Consider the following 17,376-nt stretch of genomic DNA (forward strand, 5'->3'; position numbering starts at 1 on the left):
ATTTCCATCACATGGTGGGCCAAAATGGACTCGAACCATCGACCTCACGATTATCAGTCGTGTGCTCTAGCCAGCTGAGCTATTGGCCCATGTGGTGGAGATTAAGGGAATCGAACCCTTGACCCCCTGCTTGCAAAGCAGGTGCTCTCCCAGCTGAGCTAAACCCCCACATTAGGAATTGAGTTCCCTTTTCAGGGCCCTCAAAATCGAACAATATCTACTCTACTCGTTCAAACCTGTCCGAAAGATCGTCATCTTTGATGTCGCTCTTTCGCCTGACTCCTTAGAAAGGAGGTGATCCAGCCGCAGGTTCTCCTACGGCTACCTTGTTACGACTTCACCCCAATCACCAGTTTTACCTTCGGCGGCGTCCTCCTTGCGGTTAGACTACCGACTTCGGGTCCCCCCGGCTCTCATGGTGTGACGGGCGGTGTGTACAAGGCCCGGGAACGTATTCACCGTGGCATGCTGATCCACGATTACTAGCAATTCCGACTTCGTGCAGGCGAGTTGCAGCCTGCAGTCCGAACTGGGACGTTGTTTCTGAGTTTTGCTCCACCTCGCGGTCTTGCTTCTCTTTGTTTAACGCCATTGTAGTACGTGTGTAGCCCAAGTCATAAAGGGCATGATGATTTGACGTCATCCCCACCTTCCTCCGTTTTGTCAACGGCAGTCTGGCCAGAGTCCTCTTGCGTAGTAACTGACCATAAGGGTTGCGCTCGTTGCGGGACTTAACCCAACATCTCACGACACGAGCTGACGACAACCATGCACCACCTGTCTCCTTGCTCCGAAGAGAAATACTGTTTCCAGCATCGTCAAGGGATGTCAAGACTTGGTAAGGTTCTTCGCGTTGCGTCGAATTAAACCACATACTCCACTGCTTGTGCGGGCCCCCGTCAATTCCTTTGAGTTTCAACCTTGCGGTCGTACTCCCCAGGTGGATTACTTATTGTGTTAACTGCGGCACTGAAGGGGTCAATCCTCCAACACCTAGTAATCATCGTTTACGGTGTGGACTACCAGGGTATCTAATCCTGTTTGCTACCCACACTTTCGAGCCTCAGCGTCAGTTGGTGCCCAGTAGGCCGCCTTCGCCACTGGTGTTCCTCCCGATATCTACGCATTCCACCGCTACACCGGGAATTCCGCCTACCTCTGCACTACTCAAGAAAAACAGTTTTGAAAGCAGTTTATGGGTTGAGCCCATAGATTTCACTTCCAACTTGTCTTCCCGCCTGCGCTCCCTTTACACCCAGTAATTCCGGACAACGCTTGTGACCTACGTTTTACCGCGGCTGCTGGCACGTAGTTAGCCGTCACTTCCTTGTTGGGTACCGTCATTATCTTCCCCAACAACAGGAGTTTACAATCCGAAGACCTTCTTCCTCCACGCGGCGTCGCTGCATCAGGGTTTCCCCCATTGTGCAATATTCCCCACTGCTGCCTCCCGTAGGAGTCTGGGCCGTGTCTCAGTCCCAATGTGGCCGTTCAACCTCTCAGTCCGGCTACCGATCGTCGCCTTGGTGGGCCGTTACCTCACCAACTAGCTAATCGGACGCGAGGCCATCTCAAAGCGGATTACTCCTTTTCCCTCTGCTCGATGCCGAGCCGTGGGCTTATGCGGTATTAGCAGTCGTTTCCAACTGTTGTCCCCCTCTTTGAGGCAGGTTCCTCACGCGTTACTCACCCGTTCGCCACTCGCTCGAGAAAGCAAGCTCTCTCTCGCTCGTTCGACTTGCATGTGTTAGGCGCGCCGCCAGCGTTCGTCCTGAGCCAGGATCAAACTCTTTATAAATGATATTTATCACTTAAAAGTGTTAAATCTTGTTCGCTCAGCACGCAATCGCTTGCGTCCTGTGTGAATTACTTTTGGAATTGTTTTAAGTGTTTTTCCAAACACATAAAGGTTCCTTACAAGTTTTTCGATATTGTTCAATTTTCAAGGTCCTGTGCGCCTCAGCCTTGCGGCTGACGACCTGTTTATTGTACCACCGAAGTGGTTTTTTGTCAAGCCTTATTTTTTAGAAGCTTTTGAACTTTCTGAACTTGGACGCTCAAGAAGTTTCTCAGAACAAACTGGAACTTTTTTCAGCGTCTATTGGTTCTTTTCAAGGGCTTCCTGCTGTGGCTTCGGAAGTCATTCTTTTGCCTCAGCGCTTGGCGCTCAAGTATAATACCACACCCCCGCCTCCTTGTCAACACTTTTTGACAGATTTTTTCCATTCTTTTTTGCGTTCACCCCAAAACAGCAGCAAACCGCAGGAAAAACTGCGCCGCAGCTCAGTGCCCTTTTTATTTATATAATGTATTATAAAGCTTTCTCCGTATAATATTTTGCGATATTACACCATGGAAATGGGTGTGCGTTGTCAAGAGGTCTTGGCTCAGATTTTATCCTGAAAATTATCCATGAATTTTGGCTAAAACTCCAAAACGCAAAATGTAGTGGTATTTTTCTTGACTTGCCACTAGATAGTGATAGAATAGAGCTACATTCAGTTTGTTGGATATCGTGCGCGCAGACGGGTATCTCTTATTGTAAGAGGTACCCGTTCACACTGTGCTTTTATTTACAAGGAGGAGAGCCGATGAAGATCATCAAACGCAACGGTGCAGAGGTCCCCTTTGATATCACCAAGATCATCACCGCTGTTACCAAGGCCAGCGATTCGGTCGGCGGCCAGAGCCGTCTGACCAAGGATCAGATTACCCAGATCGCGGCAGATGTGACTGACCAGTGTCAGGCACTGAACCGTGCCGTCAGCGTGGAAGAGGTTCAGGATATGGTGGAGAACCAGCTCATGGACATCAAAGCCCACGACATCGCCCGTCACTATATCACCTACCGCTATATCCAGAGCCTGAAGCGTCAGACCAACACCACCGATGAGCGCATTCTGAGCCTGATCGAGTGCCAGAACGAAGAGGTCAAGCAGGAGAACGCCAATAAGAACCCCACCGTGAACAGCGTGCAGCGCGACTATATGGCCGGTGAGATCTCCAAAGATCTGACCGCCCGTCTGCTGCTGGACCCGGAGATCGTCAAGGCCCATCAGGAGGGTCTGATCCACTTCCACGATTCTGACTACTTTGCCCAGCACATGCACAACTGCGATCTGGTGAATCTGGAGGACATGCTGCAGAACGGCACCGTCATTTCCGGCACCTATATTGAAAAGCCCCACAGCTTCTCCACCGCTTGCAACATCGCCACCCAGATCATTGCACAGGTGGCATCTAACCAGTATGGCGGCCAGAGCATCAGCCTGACCCACCTCGCCCCCTTTGTGGACGTCTCCCGCAAGAAGATCGCCGCTGAGGTAGAAGTGGAAATGGCCGGTCTGGACGTTTCTGCCGAGCGCAAGAAGGAGATCGTGGAGCGCCGCCTGCGCAACGAGATCAACCGCGGTGTGCAGACCATCCAGTATCAGGTGGTCACGCTGATGACCACCAATGGTCAGGCCCCCTTTATCACCGTGTTCATGTATCTGGGTGAGGCGCGCAATCCGCAGGAGAAGGCAGACCTTGCCATCATCATCGAGGAGACCATCCGCCAGCGCTATCAGGGCGTGAAGAACGAGGCCGGTGTGTGGATCACCCCCGCTTTCCCCAAGCTGATCTATGTGCTGGAAGAGGACAACATCCGTCCCGGCACTCCTTATTACTACCTGACCGAGCTGGCCGCCAAGTGCACCGCAAAACGCATGGTGCCCGACTATATCTCCGAGAAGAAGATGCTGGAGCTCAAGGTGGACAAAAACGGCGAAGGCCACTGCTACACCTGCATGGGCTGCCGCAGCTTCCTGACCCCCTATGTGGACCCCGAGACCGGCAAGCCCAAGTACTACGGCCGGTTCAATCAGGGTGTTGTCACCATCAATCTGGTGGACGTGGCGCTCTCCTCCAAGGGCAACTTTGAGAAGTTCTGGAAGATCTTCGACGAGCGTCTGGCCCTGTGCCACCGCGCACTGCAGGCACGGCACAAGCGGCTGCTGGGCACCCCCAGCGATGCCGCACCCATCCTGTGGCAGTACGGCGCACTGGCCCGACTGAAGAAGGGCGAAAAGATCGACAAGCTGCTGTTCGGCGGCTACTCCACCATCAGTCTGGGCTATGCCGGTCTGTATGAGTGCGTGAAGTATATGACCGGCAAGAGCCACACCGATGCCGGTGCAAAGCCCTTTGCTCTGAGCGTAATGCAGCACATGAACGACAAGTGCAACGCCTGGAAAAAGGCCGAGAACATCGACTACTCCCTCTATGGTACCCCGCTGGAATCCACCACCTACAAGTTCGCCAAGTGCCTGCAGAAGCGCTTTGGCATCGTGCCCGGCATTACCGACAAGAACTATATCACCAACAGCTACCATGTGCATGTGTCGGAACAGATCGATGCCTTCACCAAGCTGAAGTTCGAGAGCGACTTCCAGCGCCTGTCTCCGGGCGGTGCCATCAGCTATGTGGAAGTGCCCAACATGCAGGACAATCTGGAAGCCGTCATAAGTGTGCTGCAGTTCATCTACGACAACATCATGTATGCGGAGCTGAACACCAAGTCGGATTACTGTCAGGTCTGCGGCTATGACGGCGAGATCAAGATCGTGGAGGATGACGGCAAGCTGGTGTGGGAGTGCCCCAAGTGCGGCAACCGCGACCAGAACAAGCTGAACGTTGCCCGCCGCACCTGCGGCTATATCGGCACCCAGTTCTGGAATCAGGGCCGCACGCAGGAGATCAAGGACCGCGTGCTGCATCTGTAATTACGATTCAATGCCCTCCACTTCGTTCTGGGCATAACAGCGGAAAATTTTTTCTATTTCACGTTTGGAGCGGCCTGCGGGCCGCTCCAAACGTATTTTCACCGGAAGGGCCGCAGCGGCAGGCTTCCATTTCTTTGTAAAGTACAGGAATCATATTATGAACTACGCAACCATCAAATACTATGACATCGCCAACGGCCCGGGGGTGCGCACCAGCGTGTTCGTGTCCGGCTGCCGCCACCACTGCCCCGGCTGCTTCAATGCCGTGGCGTGGGACTTTGACTACGGTCAGCCCTTCGACAAACCCACCCGCAATGAGGTGTTTGCATCCTGCCAGCCGGACTATATCGCGGGCCTTTCCCTGCTGGGCGGCGAACCCATGGAGCCGGAAAATCAGCGGGAGCTGCTGCCCTTTGTGCGCAACTTCAAGGCCTTGTACCCCAACAAAACGGTGTGGTGCTATTCCGGCTACACATGGGAGCAGCTGACCGGCAAAGAGCCAAGCCTTGCCCGGTGCGAAGCCACCGACGAGCTGTTGAGCCTGATGGATGTGCTGGTGGACGGCGAATTTGTTGAAGCCAAGCACGATATCTCCCTGCGGTTCCGGGGCAGCAGCAACCAGCGTCTGCTGGATGTGAAAAAGACCCTTGCCGCCGGGGAGCCCGTGTGGTGGGAGGACGAAAAGGTATTCGCCACCCATACCATGGAAAAATGATCAAAACAAAAAGAGCGTTCTGTTTTCCACAAGTTCGGTTTCAAGTGTGGAAAAGCAGAGCGCTCTTATTTTATGTTTTATTCCCGGCTGCCAACTTCGCGGATAATCACCCGCAGAAAGTCCTTGCCGTACATCATCGCCGGGTGCTCACCAACACCGTTGATTCGGATCAATTCATCCATATCACGCGGCTTTTTCTCCACCATCTCCCGCAGGGTGGCATCACTGAACACCATAAAGGCCGGGATATTCTGCTTTCCGGCCAGCCGCTTGCGCTGGGCATACAGCGCGTTCAATAGCTTCTGGTCGAACTCGCTCAGCTCTCCAGCGGTCGTTCTGGCACGACGCGGCTTCTCGCTCAGCCGTCTTGCATTGTCTGCCGCACGGCGGCGGGAATACTCCACCTGCAGCTGGGCTTCCTGCTCTGCAGCCAGACAGCAGGAGCAGTTGCCGCATTTTTTGGGTGCCGCTTCGCCGAAATAGTGCAGCAGAAAGCCACGCAGGCAGTCCTGCGTGGTGGAATAGAAGGTCATATACTTGAGCCGCTCTTCCGCCTTGCGGGCCGCTTCGGCCTTTACATCGGCGGGCAGGCCGTTGTCTGCCTCCATTTCCTTCTCGATGAAGAACCGGATGGTGCGCACATCGGTGCCGGAATAGAGCAGCGTGCACCGGGCGGGCTGTCCATCGCGGCCTGCACGCCCGGCCTCCTGATAATAGCTTTCCAGATCCTTGGGCATATTATAGTGGATCACGAACCGCACGTTGGGCTTGTCGATGCCCATGCCGAAGGCATTGGTGGCCACCATGACCTGCACCCGGTCGTAGAGGAAATCGTCCTGATTCTTTCGCCGGATATCCGCGTCCAGCTTGGCGTGGTAAGCCGCAGCCCGGATGCCCCTGCTCTGCAGAAGACGGGCGGTCTCATCCACCTGCCGGGTGGTGCTGCAGTAGACGATGCCCGCGTTGCTGCCCTCTTTCAGCACAAGATCCAGCAACTCCTTCGGCTTCTGGCTGGGCAGGGCCCGCCGGGTCTCAAAATAGAGGTTCGGACGGTCAAAGCTGGTGGTCACCTCATAGGGTTTCTGCAAGGCCAGCTGTTCCCGGATGTCGTCCCGCACATGGGCGGTAGCCGTTGCCGTGAATGCACCCACCACCGGACGGCTGGGCAGGCTGTCCACAAAGGCTTTGATGCGCAGGTAGCTGGGGCGGAAGTCCTGTCCCCACTGGCTGATGCAGTGGGCCTCGTCCACCGTCACCATACTGATGGTCCGTTCCTGCGCAAACCGCTGGAAGCCCGGCATTTCCAGCCGCTCCGGCGCCACATAGATGATCTTGTACCAGCCCTCCCGGGCGCGGCGCAGCATCAGGGCCTTCTGGTTGTCGGTGAGGCTGTTGTTCAGGAAAGCCGCCGCCACACCGGCCTGCACCAGCGCCCCCACCTGATCCTTCATCAGGCTGACCAGCGGCGACACCACGATGGTGATTCCCGGCAGAAGCAGCGCCGGCACCTGATAGCAGATGGATTTGCCCGCACCGGTGGGCATCACCGCCAGTACATCCTGCCCGGCAAGCAGGCGGCTGACGATTTCCTCCTGCCCGGGGCGGAAGCTGTCGTAGCCAAAAACTTTTTTCAAGATGCTGTGCGGGTTTTCCATGGGTCCCTCCGTTGTATCTGATGGGCAGTTCTCTGCGCCGTGCTTTTCAAAACTCTATCAGTATACCATAAAAGCCGGGCTTTTGCGCGGGCACAGAACCCGTTTTTCAGCAAAAAGCACGAAATGTCAAAAGTAATTTTTTTGCAAATGATAGCTTTTCAGGCGCGAAAATGATATAATAGGAGCACATAACTCCATGTCCGGCGGTTTTTTGTGCGCCGACTGTTGATAGAAAAAGGAGCAATCATCTTATGCAGCAGAAACTCATCACCTTTGCCGTTCCGTGCTACAACTCGGCGGCATATATGCGCCATTGCATCGAGACCCTGCTTTCTGCCGGAGAGCAGGCCGAGATCATCCTTGTGGACGACGGTTCCGTGAAGGACGATACCCCCGCCATCTGCGACGAGTACGCCGCCAAATATCCCACCATCGTCAAAGCCATCCATCAGGAAAATGGCGGCCACGGTGAGGGCGTCAATCAGGGCATCCGCAACGCCACCGGCCTGTACTATAAGGTAGTGGACAGCGACGACTGGCTGGACACTGACGCCCTGAAAAAGGTTCTGGCCCGCCTGACCACTCTGGTGGCCCGCGGCACCGCGCCGGACATGATGATCTGCAACTACGTGTACGAGCATGTGGAGGACAACACCACCCTGACCGTGCGCTACACCAATGTGTTCCCCCAGAACCGCCTGTTCAACTGGACCCATGTGGGCCACTTCCGCCCGGACCAGAACATCCTGATGCACTCGGTGATGTACCGCACCGAGGTGCTGCGCAAGTGCGGCATGGTGCTGCCCAAGCACACCTTCTATGTGGACAACATCTTTGTCTACCAGCCCCTGCCCTACGTCAAAAGCATGTACTACATGGATCTGGATCTGTACCGCTACTTCATCGGCCGTGCCGACCAGAGCGTGAACGAGAGCATCATGGTCAAGCGGGTGGATCAGCAGCTGCGGGTCACCCGGCACATGATCGACTGTCAGGATCTGGACGCACTGAAGAATCAGAGACGTCTGCATGCCTACATGGTGCACTATCTGTCCGTGATGATGGCCGTGAGCGACATCTTCCTGCTGCTGGACGGCAGCGACGAGGCAAAGGCCAAGCGCACCGGGCTGTGGCAGTACCTCAAGGACCACGTAAGCACCGGCGTTTACCGCGCCGTGCGCTACAATCTGGGCGGTCTGACCGACCTGAAGTTCCCCGGCGGCGACAAGCTCACGCTGGGCGTCTACCGCCAGCTGCGCAAGATCTTCAAATTCAACTGATCGATCCGATCCAAGGCTGTCGTGCACAATGCATGACAGCCTTTTCTTTTGTCTGCCCGGCCTTATTTTCTCTACTTTTCTGCGTAAAAGGTTATTTTTTGTCGAAATAGCACGTAATCATTGACGAACGCTGTTCTTTTTTGTATACTGAGCATAGCGCCACTGGAACAATTTTCCTATTGTGTCACAGATTGGCTATCACAGGAAAAGGAAAAGGATAAAGGAGAATAGAATACTATGAAAAGTACCGGAATTGTCCGCGGCATCGATGCGCTGGGCCGCATCGTTCTGCCCAAGGAGCTGCGCACCAGTATGCATCTGGACACCGACACCAAGCTCGAGATCTTTGTGGATGGGGATTCCATCGTGCTCAAAAAGCACCGTCCCGCCGGCAGCTGCGATTTCTGCGGCGAGGTGGACGAAGCCTCGGTGCAGTTTGCAGGCTACTGCATCTGCCCGGCCTGCCGCCGCAAGATCAGCGCCCTGTAAAAAACGCAAAAAGGAGGCTCTGCCATGAGCCAGATGATCGATTTCACCGTCCCGTCCACCGTGCCGGGGCGGTCGCTGCACGCCTTCCGCTGCGTGCCGGACGGCGAGGTGAAAGCCATTCTGCAGCTGTCCCACGGCATGGTGGAGTTCATCGACCGGTATAAGCCGCTGGCAGAATATCTTGCCGGGCGGGGCATTCTGGTCACCGGCCACGACCATCTGGGTCATGGCGGCTCCATCCGCACCAGGGACGATTACGGCTATTTTGCCGAGCCGGACGGCAACCGCGCCGTGCTGGCCGACCTGCACGCCATGACGGTGCGCACCAAAGAGCTTTACCCGGGAGTACCCTATTTTTTGCTGGGCCACAGCATGGGTTCCTTTTATGCCCGGCAGTATTTGTGCGAATACGGCCATGAGCTGGATGGAGCCATCATCATGGGCACCGGCTTCCAGCCCAAAGCGCTGGTGCAGTTTGCCAAGACCCTCTGCCGGGTGCTGGCGGTCTTTCATGGCTGGCACTACCGCAGCAATTTTGTGGCGCACACCTCATTTCTGGGCTACAACAAGGGGCTGGAGGGCCGCACCACCCACGACTGGCTCAACCGCGACCCCGCCGAGGTGGACAAATATCTGGCGGACGAGCGCTGCACCTTTACCTTCACGCTGAACGCCTACTACAGCATGTTCAGCGGCATCCTGCGCCTGCACGACCCGGCCTTCCTTGCAAAAATGCCCAAAGACCTGCCGCTGCTCTTCCTTGCCGGTGACGCCGACCCGGTGGGCGAACAGGGCAAGGGCGTGCGCCGCGCCATCCAGAGCCTGAAAGACGCCGGAGTGCAGAACATTGAATGCAAGCTGTACCCCGGTGCCCGGCACGAGCTGCTGGTGGAAACGAACAAGCAGGAAGTGTTTGCGGACATCGGTAACTGGCTGGACAAACAATTACAGCACTGAAAAAAATTCCCCCATCAAGTGGCCGGAAAAGCCACTTGACGGGGGATCTTTGTTTTACGAACCTCCTTCAAAAACCTCGCCCTCGACGGTCACGGCGCTGACGCGCTTTCCATTATGCTGGAATGTTGCCTGCATTTTAAATTCTTTTATAATTTCATTTAATTGCTCATTGGTTTTGATATCGGCATTATAGCCATAGACGAGAAAGTCTTTATCTCCCGTGAACTGGATCTCGTTCGGCACATTATTCCCGTACTGAACATTTAAAGCATAATCTTTCAGTTCCGTTCCGTTGACCACTATCGTAAAATCATCTTTTTTCAATGTAATGGTCTGCGCGGCGTCTTTTGCTTTTATTTTGACCGTGCAGCCGAACGCTGTACCATCTTCGGGGACTTGGATATAAAACGCTCTGGAAAATCTTATCCGCAGATCGCCCATGTCGATCCACTCGCCAAATAAGGTCGGGTATTCTCTGCAGCAGCCGGTCATCATCCCGGCAGAAGTCAGCAGCAGCGCTCCGGCACCGGTCAGTTCCATAAATTTTCGGCGGGAAATTTCTTGCAGCATGGTGTTTCCTCCTTTGGTCGTAAAGCGTTTCTCTTTTTTTCAGTATAACAGCTCTTTTCTTTTTGCACAACGGACGTTCACGCCGTTTTCAGGGCCATTCACGCAGGGATGCCAAACTTTCAAGCCTTTCTTTGTACAGTTTCGCCAAAGCAAAAACATCCACAGCCTGAAAGACGCCGGCGTGCAGAACATTGAATGCAAACTGTACCCCACATCCCGAAACCGCTGCGCAGCGTTTTGTGCGGCGGTTTCTTTTTTCGCCGGTTTCCGGGCGCTCCGCACTTTTTCACAAATGTTTCACATTTTGTTCTTCCGGCGGTTCTGCAACAGCACCGTCTCAAGCCGTCACAGCAGCATCACAGTACCGTCTCAGCACTGTTTCATTACCGTTTCAAAAGCGTTTCAAACCGTTCCGTTCAAATTTCCATATTCTACCATTTTCCCGTCTTTTTGTGTCATTTGTTAGAATTATACCTGTACTTTTTAGGCACTCTGTCTAATTTTCAGCGTTTTTTCAAGCACTCTCCCCCTTGTTGACAGGCTCCCAAAAGTGTGATATACCCAAATCACAAGCATAAACTCCGGGATCGGTCAATGAGGGCCGGTACGGTTTATGTCCCTTTTATAACATGTGAAGATCTGGAAGGAGAGAGTGATCATGACGAACAAAAAATTCAAGCTAGCGGCAATGTCTCTGGCTTTGACCGCCTGTGTTGCGGCAAGCCCTCTGGCAGCAAATGCAGAATCTGCGGGCACTGAGGCAACCAGCTCTGCTCCTGCGGTGGAAACACCTGCCCCTGCGGCTGAGCCTTCCGCTGAGAACGCTCCTGCTACCAACGAAACCAAGCAGGAGTCCACTAATGAGACCAAGCAGGAGTCCACTGACGAGTCCAAGCAGGAATCCACTGACGAGTCCAAGCAGGAATCCACTGACGAGTCCAAGCAGGAATCCACTGACGAGTCCAAGCAGGAGTCCACTGACGAGTCCAAGCAGGAATCCACTGACGAGTCCAAGCAGGAATCCACTAACGAGTCCAAGCAGGAGTCCACTAACGAGTCCAAGCAGGAGTCCACTGACGAGTCCAAGCAGGAGTCCACTAACGAGTCCAAGCAGGAGTCCACTAACGAGTCCAAGCAGGAGTCCACTAACGAGTCCAAGCAGGAGTCCACTGACGAGTCCAAGCAGGAGTCCACTGACGAGTCCAAGCAGGAGTCCACTAACGAGTCCAAGCAGGAGTCCACTAACGAGTCCAAGCAGGAGTCCACTGACGAAGCCAAGCAGGAGTCCACTGACGAGTCCAAGCAGAATCCTGCTGACGAGTCCAAGCAGGAAGTTGCCGTTGAGAATAAAGTCCTTGCAGAAGCGCCTGCAGCAAAGGCTCCGGTGCTGATGACTGCCGCGCTGGCAGCAGCTCCGGCTGCGCCCACTGCTCCTGCGGAAGACGACACTGTTGCCACCATTAACGGTCAGGGCTATAAGAGCTTTGACGAAGCCGTCAAAGCAGCCCAGAGCGGCGATATCATTAAAGTGACCAAAGACACCGAGACCGATGGAATGAACATAAGTAAAAAACTGACCATCCAGGGTGTCACAACCACGACCACCAAAACAAAGGATGACGGCACTGTAGAAGAGACCACCGTCAAGCCCAAGCTCACCTTTAAAAAGGATGGCATCGCTCTGTGGGGCACAGACCTGACCTTCAAGGATATGCAGGTTGAGATGAAGGGTGTCGGCAGCACACCGTATACTGCCGAATGGAACTGGATGACCATTAGCGCCAGCAAGAATGCTACCCTCACGCTGGACAACACCGTCATGACGATGGACGGCACAGGTACTGCCGATAATACCCATGCCATCTATTTCGGTTCCAACAATAAGCTGAACGTTCAGAACGGTTCCAACCTGACGATCCAGAACTATAAGCAGGATGCTTTGGAATGGGACGGCGGTGACGGCGGTTACAACTGCAATATTACCGGCGGTTCCACCTTCACCTCCGACAATAACCGTTCCGGCTTTACCGGCACCTTCTATGTAACGGTAGATGACAGTGATGTAAAGGTCATCAACAGCACCGGCAGCGGTTCCAACGGCTCTTACTTCACGATTCAAAACGATTCTAATGTCCTGTTTGACAACAACAGTTATTGGGGCATCTCGGCATGGCGTATCGACATGAGCGATGACTCTACCCTGACAGCTACCAATAACGGCTATAGCGGCGTCTGGACCCGCGTGCTCAATGTGGACAAGACCTGCACGCTGGATGTTGAGAGCAACGGCAAAAAAGCCGGCAGTGCCGCCACCAACCCCGGTATCTTCTTCCAGGGCAACGGCAAAATCAAGAGTACCATTGAAGAGGGTGCTAAGGTTACCATCAAGGACAACGCCGGTTCCGGCATCTACACCAAACAGACGGTCTGTGACCTGACCATCGGTTCTGCCACTATCACCAACAATGGCTCCGGCTCTGTGAATGAGAAGGGCATCGGTGCCGAAAATGGCGGCGGCATCTACAACATCGGCACCCTCAAACTGGGCAAGGGTGTAACCATCACCGGCAACACCGCCAAAAATGGCGGCGGCGTATATACTAAGAGCGTTAAGACTAAGGGCGGCAAGGTCACTATCGACAACAGCACCATCACAGAAAACAAAGCCACGGGCAACGGCGGCGGCATTTGTGCCGAGGACAACAGCACTGTTACCGTAGTTGGCGGTGAAATCAGCAGCAACACATCTACAGGCGTTGAGCAGACGATTTCTGGCGGCGGCGGTTTGTATACCAATAATTCTACCGTAACGCTGGACAAGGTCACAATTACCGGCAATAAGGCTATCAACGCCCCCTCCAACGACGGTGGTGGCATCCTTGCTGCCGGCAGTGACCTGACCATCACAGGATCCACCATTACAGAGAACACCGCACCCGACTGCGGCGGCGGACTGTTTTTGTCTCACACGAATGCCAATATCACCGGTTCCACCATTGAGGGCAATCAGTCAAAGCATGGTGCAGGCGTCTATTTGAATGATTCCTCTGACGTGGCCGAGGCCGATTGCACTGGCAGCCACACTCATAACATCACCGACACAAAGATCAATCATAACACTGCCAGTTCTATTGGCGGCGGCATGTATGTGGGCACCAAGAGCAATGTGACCCTTACCGGTTCCACTCTGGACGGCAATGTTTCCACCGATAAGACTAACGGTCAGGGCGGCGCGATCGTTGCATACGGTGCGGGTGATATCACGCTGGATAGCACCACCATCACGAACAACGATGCTGCAGTCGGCGGCGGTCTCTTCTCTTTGGGCGTCGCAGCCAGTGATACCCACATCACCCTGCGCAACAACACCAAATTCATCGGCAATACGGCTGCTTCCGGTGCTGGCATTTATCTCATGCGTTCCTCCGGCAACAACATTTTGCTTGAACTGACGGATTCCGCTATTGATAACAACACCGCTTCCAACTTGGGCGGCGGCATCTTTGCCTACGATGGCGCACAGATCAATGCCAACAAGGCATCCTTCAACGGAAACAAAGCTGCAAATGGTGCTGGTATGTACCTCTATGGCCTAAACAACAAGGTTATGGCTGAACTGACGGATTCCTTTATTGACAACAACATCGCTTCCGACTGGGGCGGCGGTATCTTTGCCTATAATGGAGCAGAAGTCAAGGCCAACAATACCTCTATTTCCAACAACAAGGGCGGCAATGCAGGCGGCCTGCTGGTGTGGAACAACAGCTCTGCTGAGCTGAGCAACGGCAGCAAGGTCTGCGGCAATACCGCCACAAACGGAAACGGCGGCGGCGTATATGCTATCAACGGCACCGTGACCGCGACCGACTGCGACATCAGCGACAATGATGCAGGCCAGTACAACGGCGGCGGCATCTGTGCACAGAACAGCGCTCTGACTCTGGAGAAGAACACCCTCAACCGCAACAAGAGCAAGAGCGGCGGTGCGATCTGGATGAATGCCTCCGATGCAGAGCTCTCGGGCAATACCATCACCCACAATACCGCAACGGGCAACGGCGGCGGCATCTACAGCGAACAGAGATCGACCATTGATCTGCGCACCGGTGCCCTGTACAATAACCACGCAGGCACTGCCGGTGACGACATGTACCTGAACAACACGACCCTGATTCTGCGCCCCGTGGGCGATGACTGGATTCTGGACGACTGCGGCCACCCCATTGATGGCTGGTACCTTGACGGCAAGGATGCCCGCTGGGATGCGGACAGCCAAAAGAAGTTCGTCACCAATCTGGACGCCCTGCTGGAAGGCACGGACTACATGATTGAAAAGGGCGAAGACGGCTGCTATATCATCACCATCGACAGCAATGCTCTTGCCCTCAAGGCTGCGCATAACGCGCCGTCTGAGCCGAAACCCGACCCGGATGGTCCCGACACTCCCAACCCGAACCCCAACCCGAAACCGGAACCGAAGCCCGGCCCGGATACCTCCATCACCCCGGAAGACCCGCAGCTGCCTCCTGTACAGGACGCACGGGCCGATACGCCGGACTCCCCTGTTCTGCCCGCCAACACCACTAATCCCGCTGTGCAGGACGCTCACGCCCTGCCGCAGACCGGCACCAGCCTGTTTGCCGCGCTGGCAATGGCTCTCAGCGGCTTTGCACTGACGATTGCCGGTGCATGGGCAAGCCTGCTGGGCAAGAACAGCAGACACTGAGCCTTTAGCTCCCTGTAATACCGCTATCCGCTTCATCCGTATCGCACATTTATAAAAGGCGAAAGGCCCCGGGACGCTGCGTCCCGGGGCCTTTCGTTTGCACATTTTACCGTTTCAGCCAGCCATCCACAGCCGACACCAGCGCCTTGCCGCGGCGGCCCAGCAGGCGGGGCAGCAGGATGCGGGCCATGGCCCACACACCTGCAAAGTTGTACAGGATAACAGCCGCCGTGATCAGGCCGGTCCACAGGCCGTAGAGCGGCGTCTCAGCCAGCAGCACAAAGGCTTCTGCCACCAGTGCGGCCGCATTCACCAGCACGCGGCCCGGATGCACCTGCATCCCGATCATCCTGTGGGCATCGATGGCGCGCAGGGCGAACACCAGCGCAAGGCCAAGGAAGGAGGCATAGGTCGCACCCACCGGGCCCCACCACTTGATGAAGAAATAGTTCATGATGCAGTTGCTCACAGCGCCCGCCATCATGGTGATCATGCTGCGGGTGGATTTTTTATTCACCACGTACACGCTGTTCATGAACTGGTTGAAGCAGCTGCAGGTGGACGCCATGACAAGGAAGGGCACAAAGTGCCACGCATAGTAGTAGTTGGACTTCATCACGTGCATCACCGGACGGCACAGCCAGATGATGCCGGCGGCACAGCAGAACAGCACGCTGGAATAGGTGCGGAAGATCTGGGTAAAGAACTTTGCGCGCCCCTCCTCCTCGGTCACAGCGGAAAGCTGCCATGCATCGTAGAAGATCAGGCCCAGCGTGGTCAGGATGGTGGGCAGGAAGTAGCCGGTGGAAAGCAGGCCGCTCCATGCGTCGCCGCTGTGGCCGTCCAGACCGCTGCACATTTCGCGCACAAAGAACAGGTCGGATGCGTTGATGATCCAGAAGCTGATCTGTGCCGGGATCATGGGCAGCGAGAAGCGCAGCATCTGCTTCCAAAGGTTTTTGTTGACGCCCTTCAGCTCCACATAGTTCCACAGCTTTCCGGTAACGGAGAGGAACAGCACACTGACAAGGTCACCGCTGATGATGGCCAGCAGGTAGCCGTTGGCACCCCACTTGAAGCCCACCAGATACAGCACGTAGAAGGCCATGGTGGCCACGGTGCACAGCACGCCATCCACGGCCACCAGCTTGTTCCACTGGCGGCTGCGCACGAACTGGGTGCACAGGGTACGCAGGCAGCTCATGAGCACGTAGATGTAGATGAGCAGGCCGTACTGTGCCATATCGGGCAGAAACTGCGCAATGGGCCAGCACAGCACCAGAAGGCCAAAGCCGCCCAGAATGGTCAGCAGGCCGTTGGTGAACACCTGTTTTTCGCTGTTGCCCTTGTCCAGACCAAAGCGGATGATGGCGTTGGACATGCCCATGGACACGAACGGGATGAGCAGGTTCGCGTACTGGCTCAGGATCTTGGAAAGGCCCAGATCGGAAATTTCCGCCATTGCATAGGTCAGGAACGGCTGCACGATCAGGGTGAGCAGCTTTGACGAAAAGCTGGAAATGGCAAAGATCAATGTGTTGCCGGCAAGCTTTGAATATTTATCGCCGGACTTTTTTTCGTTTTCCAAGGGTACTCCCCTCCTGTTTTACAATTCGGATGCGGGCCGGTCTGTGACCGCCCGCATCCGCTTTCCCACTATTTAGTCACTTTAAAAGCGCCCGCCGGGCTTTCCAGTCCGGCAGCAGCTTTGCCACCTCGGCCCAGAAGGCCGGGCTGTGGTTGGGCTGCAAAAAGTGGCAGTACTCATGCACTACCACATAGATCTGCGCCGCCGGGGGCATATGATACAGCTGCAAAGCAAAGGTGATCTGCCGCTTTGCCATAAAGCACACGCCCCACCGGCTGGTCATGCTGCGCACCTTGATGACGGGCTTGTGCCCGCCCAGCACTTCGGCAAAGGCCGGGTAGACCTCATCGCTCATGGCCGTAAAGTACGCCAGCGCGGTCTCCCTGTCCGGCAGGGGCTGTGCGTCCCGGGCGGCACGCCGCCGGGCACGTTCCCGGGCCTCCTGCACCCATTGGGCGCGCTCGGCCACAAAGCGGTCCGCAGCTTCTGCGCTCGTGCGCAGCGGCACGCTCACCGCCACGGTACCGTCCTCCCGCACACGGATGTTCAGGTTCTTCACCTTTTTGCGGGTCAGCTCGTACCGGATGCCGCCTGCCGTGCGCAGCTGCGGCCCCGGCTGTTTTTCTGCCATGG

The 17,376-nt window shown here is 55.4% G+C and carries 10 protein-coding genes, 2 tRNA genes and 1 rRNA gene; 6 read left to right on the forward strand and 7 right to left on the reverse strand.

Annotated features, from left to right (window positions below; translation table 11 throughout):
* Positions 1-12 precede the first annotated feature (12 nt).
* The 3 genes from MTP37_RS12275 to MTP37_RS12285 all read right to left on the reverse strand — a co-directional run bounded on the left by MTP37_RS12275 (position 13) and on the right by MTP37_RS12285 (position 1,798).
* A tRNA-Ile gene (locus MTP37_RS12275) sits at positions 13-89 on the reverse strand.
* Positions 90-92: 3 nt separating this feature from the next.
* A tRNA-Ala gene (locus tag MTP37_RS12280) sits at positions 93-168 on the reverse strand.
* Positions 169-287: 119 nt separating this feature from the next.
* Positions 288-1,798, reverse strand: a 16S ribosomal RNA gene (locus MTP37_RS12285).
* A gap of 793 nt (positions 1,799-2,591) precedes the next feature.
* Between MTP37_RS12285 and nrdD the strand changes: the two genes are divergently transcribed.
* Together nrdD and nrdG are read left to right on the forward strand one after the other, a co-directional pair.
* Positions 2,592-4,763, forward strand: coding sequence for an anaerobic ribonucleoside-triphosphate reductase (gene nrdD / locus MTP37_RS12290; protein ID WP_249237516.1), 2,172 nt, complete (start codon positions 2,592-2,594; stop codon positions 4,761-4,763).
* Positions 4,764-4,920: 157 nt separating this feature from the next.
* Entirely contained in the window at positions 4,921-5,478 is a 558-nt protein-coding gene (nrdG, locus tag MTP37_RS12295) for an anaerobic ribonucleoside-triphosphate reductase activating protein (RefSeq protein WP_249237517.1), read from the forward strand.
* Positions 5,479-5,555: 77 nt separating this feature from the next.
* Here the strand turns inward: nrdG and MTP37_RS12300 are convergent, their stop codons facing one another.
* Entirely contained in the window at positions 5,556-7,133 is a 1,578-nt protein-coding gene (locus tag MTP37_RS12300) for a RecQ family ATP-dependent DNA helicase (protein WP_249237518.1), read from the reverse strand.
* A gap of 251 nt (positions 7,134-7,384) precedes the next feature.
* Between MTP37_RS12300 and MTP37_RS12305 the strand changes: the two genes are divergently transcribed.
* From MTP37_RS12305 to MTP37_RS12315, 3 genes are all read left to right on the forward strand, one after another.
* Positions 7,385-8,413 (forward strand): glycosyltransferase family 2 protein, encoded by a 1,029-nt coding sequence (locus MTP37_RS12305; RefSeq protein WP_249237519.1) that lies wholly within the window; start codon positions 7,385-7,387, stop codon positions 8,411-8,413.
* Between the two features lie 237 nt (positions 8,414-8,650).
* The gene (locus tag MTP37_RS12310; protein ID WP_249237520.1) at positions 8,651-8,902 is read left to right on the forward strand and encodes an AbrB/MazE/SpoVT family DNA-binding domain-containing protein; all 252 of its coding nucleotides are present in this window, start codon (positions 8,651-8,653) and stop codon (positions 8,900-8,902) included.
* 24 nt (positions 8,903-8,926) lie between these two features.
* Complete coding sequence (locus tag MTP37_RS12315) at positions 8,927-9,859, forward strand: alpha/beta fold hydrolase (protein WP_249237521.1); 933 nt, start codon at positions 8,927-8,929, stop codon at positions 9,857-9,859.
* 54 nt (positions 9,860-9,913) lie between these two features.
* Here the strand turns inward: MTP37_RS12315 and MTP37_RS12320 are convergent, their stop codons facing one another.
* On the reverse strand, positions 9,914-10,429 hold the full coding sequence (locus MTP37_RS12320; protein WP_249237522.1) for a hypothetical protein: 516 nt from the start codon (positions 10,427-10,429) through the stop codon (positions 9,914-9,916).
* A gap of 658 nt (positions 10,430-11,087) precedes the next feature.
* Here MTP37_RS12320 and MTP37_RS12325 point away from each other — a divergent pair.
* Complete coding sequence (locus MTP37_RS12325; RefSeq protein ID WP_249237523.1) at positions 11,088-15,155, forward strand: right-handed parallel beta-helix repeat-containing protein; 4,068 nt, start codon at positions 11,088-11,090, stop codon at positions 15,153-15,155.
* Between the two features lie 106 nt (positions 15,156-15,261).
* Here MTP37_RS12325 and MTP37_RS12330 read toward each other — a convergent pair whose 3' ends face one another.
* Both MTP37_RS12330 and MTP37_RS12335 read right to left on the reverse strand, forming a co-directional pair.
* Entirely contained in the window at positions 15,262-16,743 is a 1,482-nt protein-coding gene (locus MTP37_RS12330; RefSeq protein WP_249237524.1) for a lipopolysaccharide biosynthesis protein, read from the reverse strand.
* A gap of 76 nt (positions 16,744-16,819) precedes the next feature.
* Complete coding sequence (locus MTP37_RS12335) at positions 16,820-17,374, reverse strand: M48 family metallopeptidase (protein ID WP_249237525.1); 555 nt, start codon at positions 17,372-17,374, stop codon at positions 16,820-16,822.
* Positions 17,375-17,376: the final 2 nt, after the last annotated feature.

The sequence above is a fragment of the Faecalibacterium sp. HTF-F genome, from assembly GCF_023347535.1.
GTDB lineage: Bacteria > Bacillota > Clostridia > Oscillospirales > Ruminococcaceae > Faecalibacterium > Faecalibacterium wellingii.

What these genes read in the sequence shown, in the direction of transcription:
- nrdD (WP_249237516.1), top strand. Translation starts at nt 2,592, where the DNA reads ATGAAGATCATCAAACGCAACGGTGCAGAGGTCCCCTTTGATATCACC.
- nrdG (WP_249237517.1), top strand. Translation starts at nt 4,921, where the DNA reads ATGAACTACGCAACCATCAAATACTATGACATCGCCAACGGCCCGGGG.
- MTP37_RS12300 (WP_249237518.1), bottom strand. Translation starts at nt 7,133, where the DNA reads ATGGAAAACCCGCACAGCATCTTGAAAAAAGTTTTTGGCTACGACAGC.
- MTP37_RS12305 (WP_249237519.1), top strand. Translation starts at nt 7,385, where the DNA reads ATGCAGCAGAAACTCATCACCTTTGCCGTTCCGTGCTACAACTCGGCG.
- MTP37_RS12310 (WP_249237520.1), top strand. Translation starts at nt 8,651, where the DNA reads ATGAAAAGTACCGGAATTGTCCGCGGCATCGATGCGCTGGGCCGCATC.
- MTP37_RS12315 (WP_249237521.1), top strand. Translation starts at nt 8,927, where the DNA reads ATGAGCCAGATGATCGATTTCACCGTCCCGTCCACCGTGCCGGGGCGG.
- MTP37_RS12320 (WP_249237522.1), bottom strand. Translation starts at nt 10,429, where the DNA reads ATGCTGCAAGAAATTTCCCGCCGAAAATTTATGGAACTGACCGGTGCC.
- MTP37_RS12325 (WP_249237523.1), top strand. Translation starts at nt 11,088, where the DNA reads ATGACGAACAAAAAATTCAAGCTAGCGGCAATGTCTCTGGCTTTGACC.
- MTP37_RS12335 (WP_249237525.1), bottom strand. Translation starts at nt 17,374, where the DNA reads ATGGCAGAAAAACAGCCGGGGCCGCAGCTGCGCACGGCAGGCGGCATC.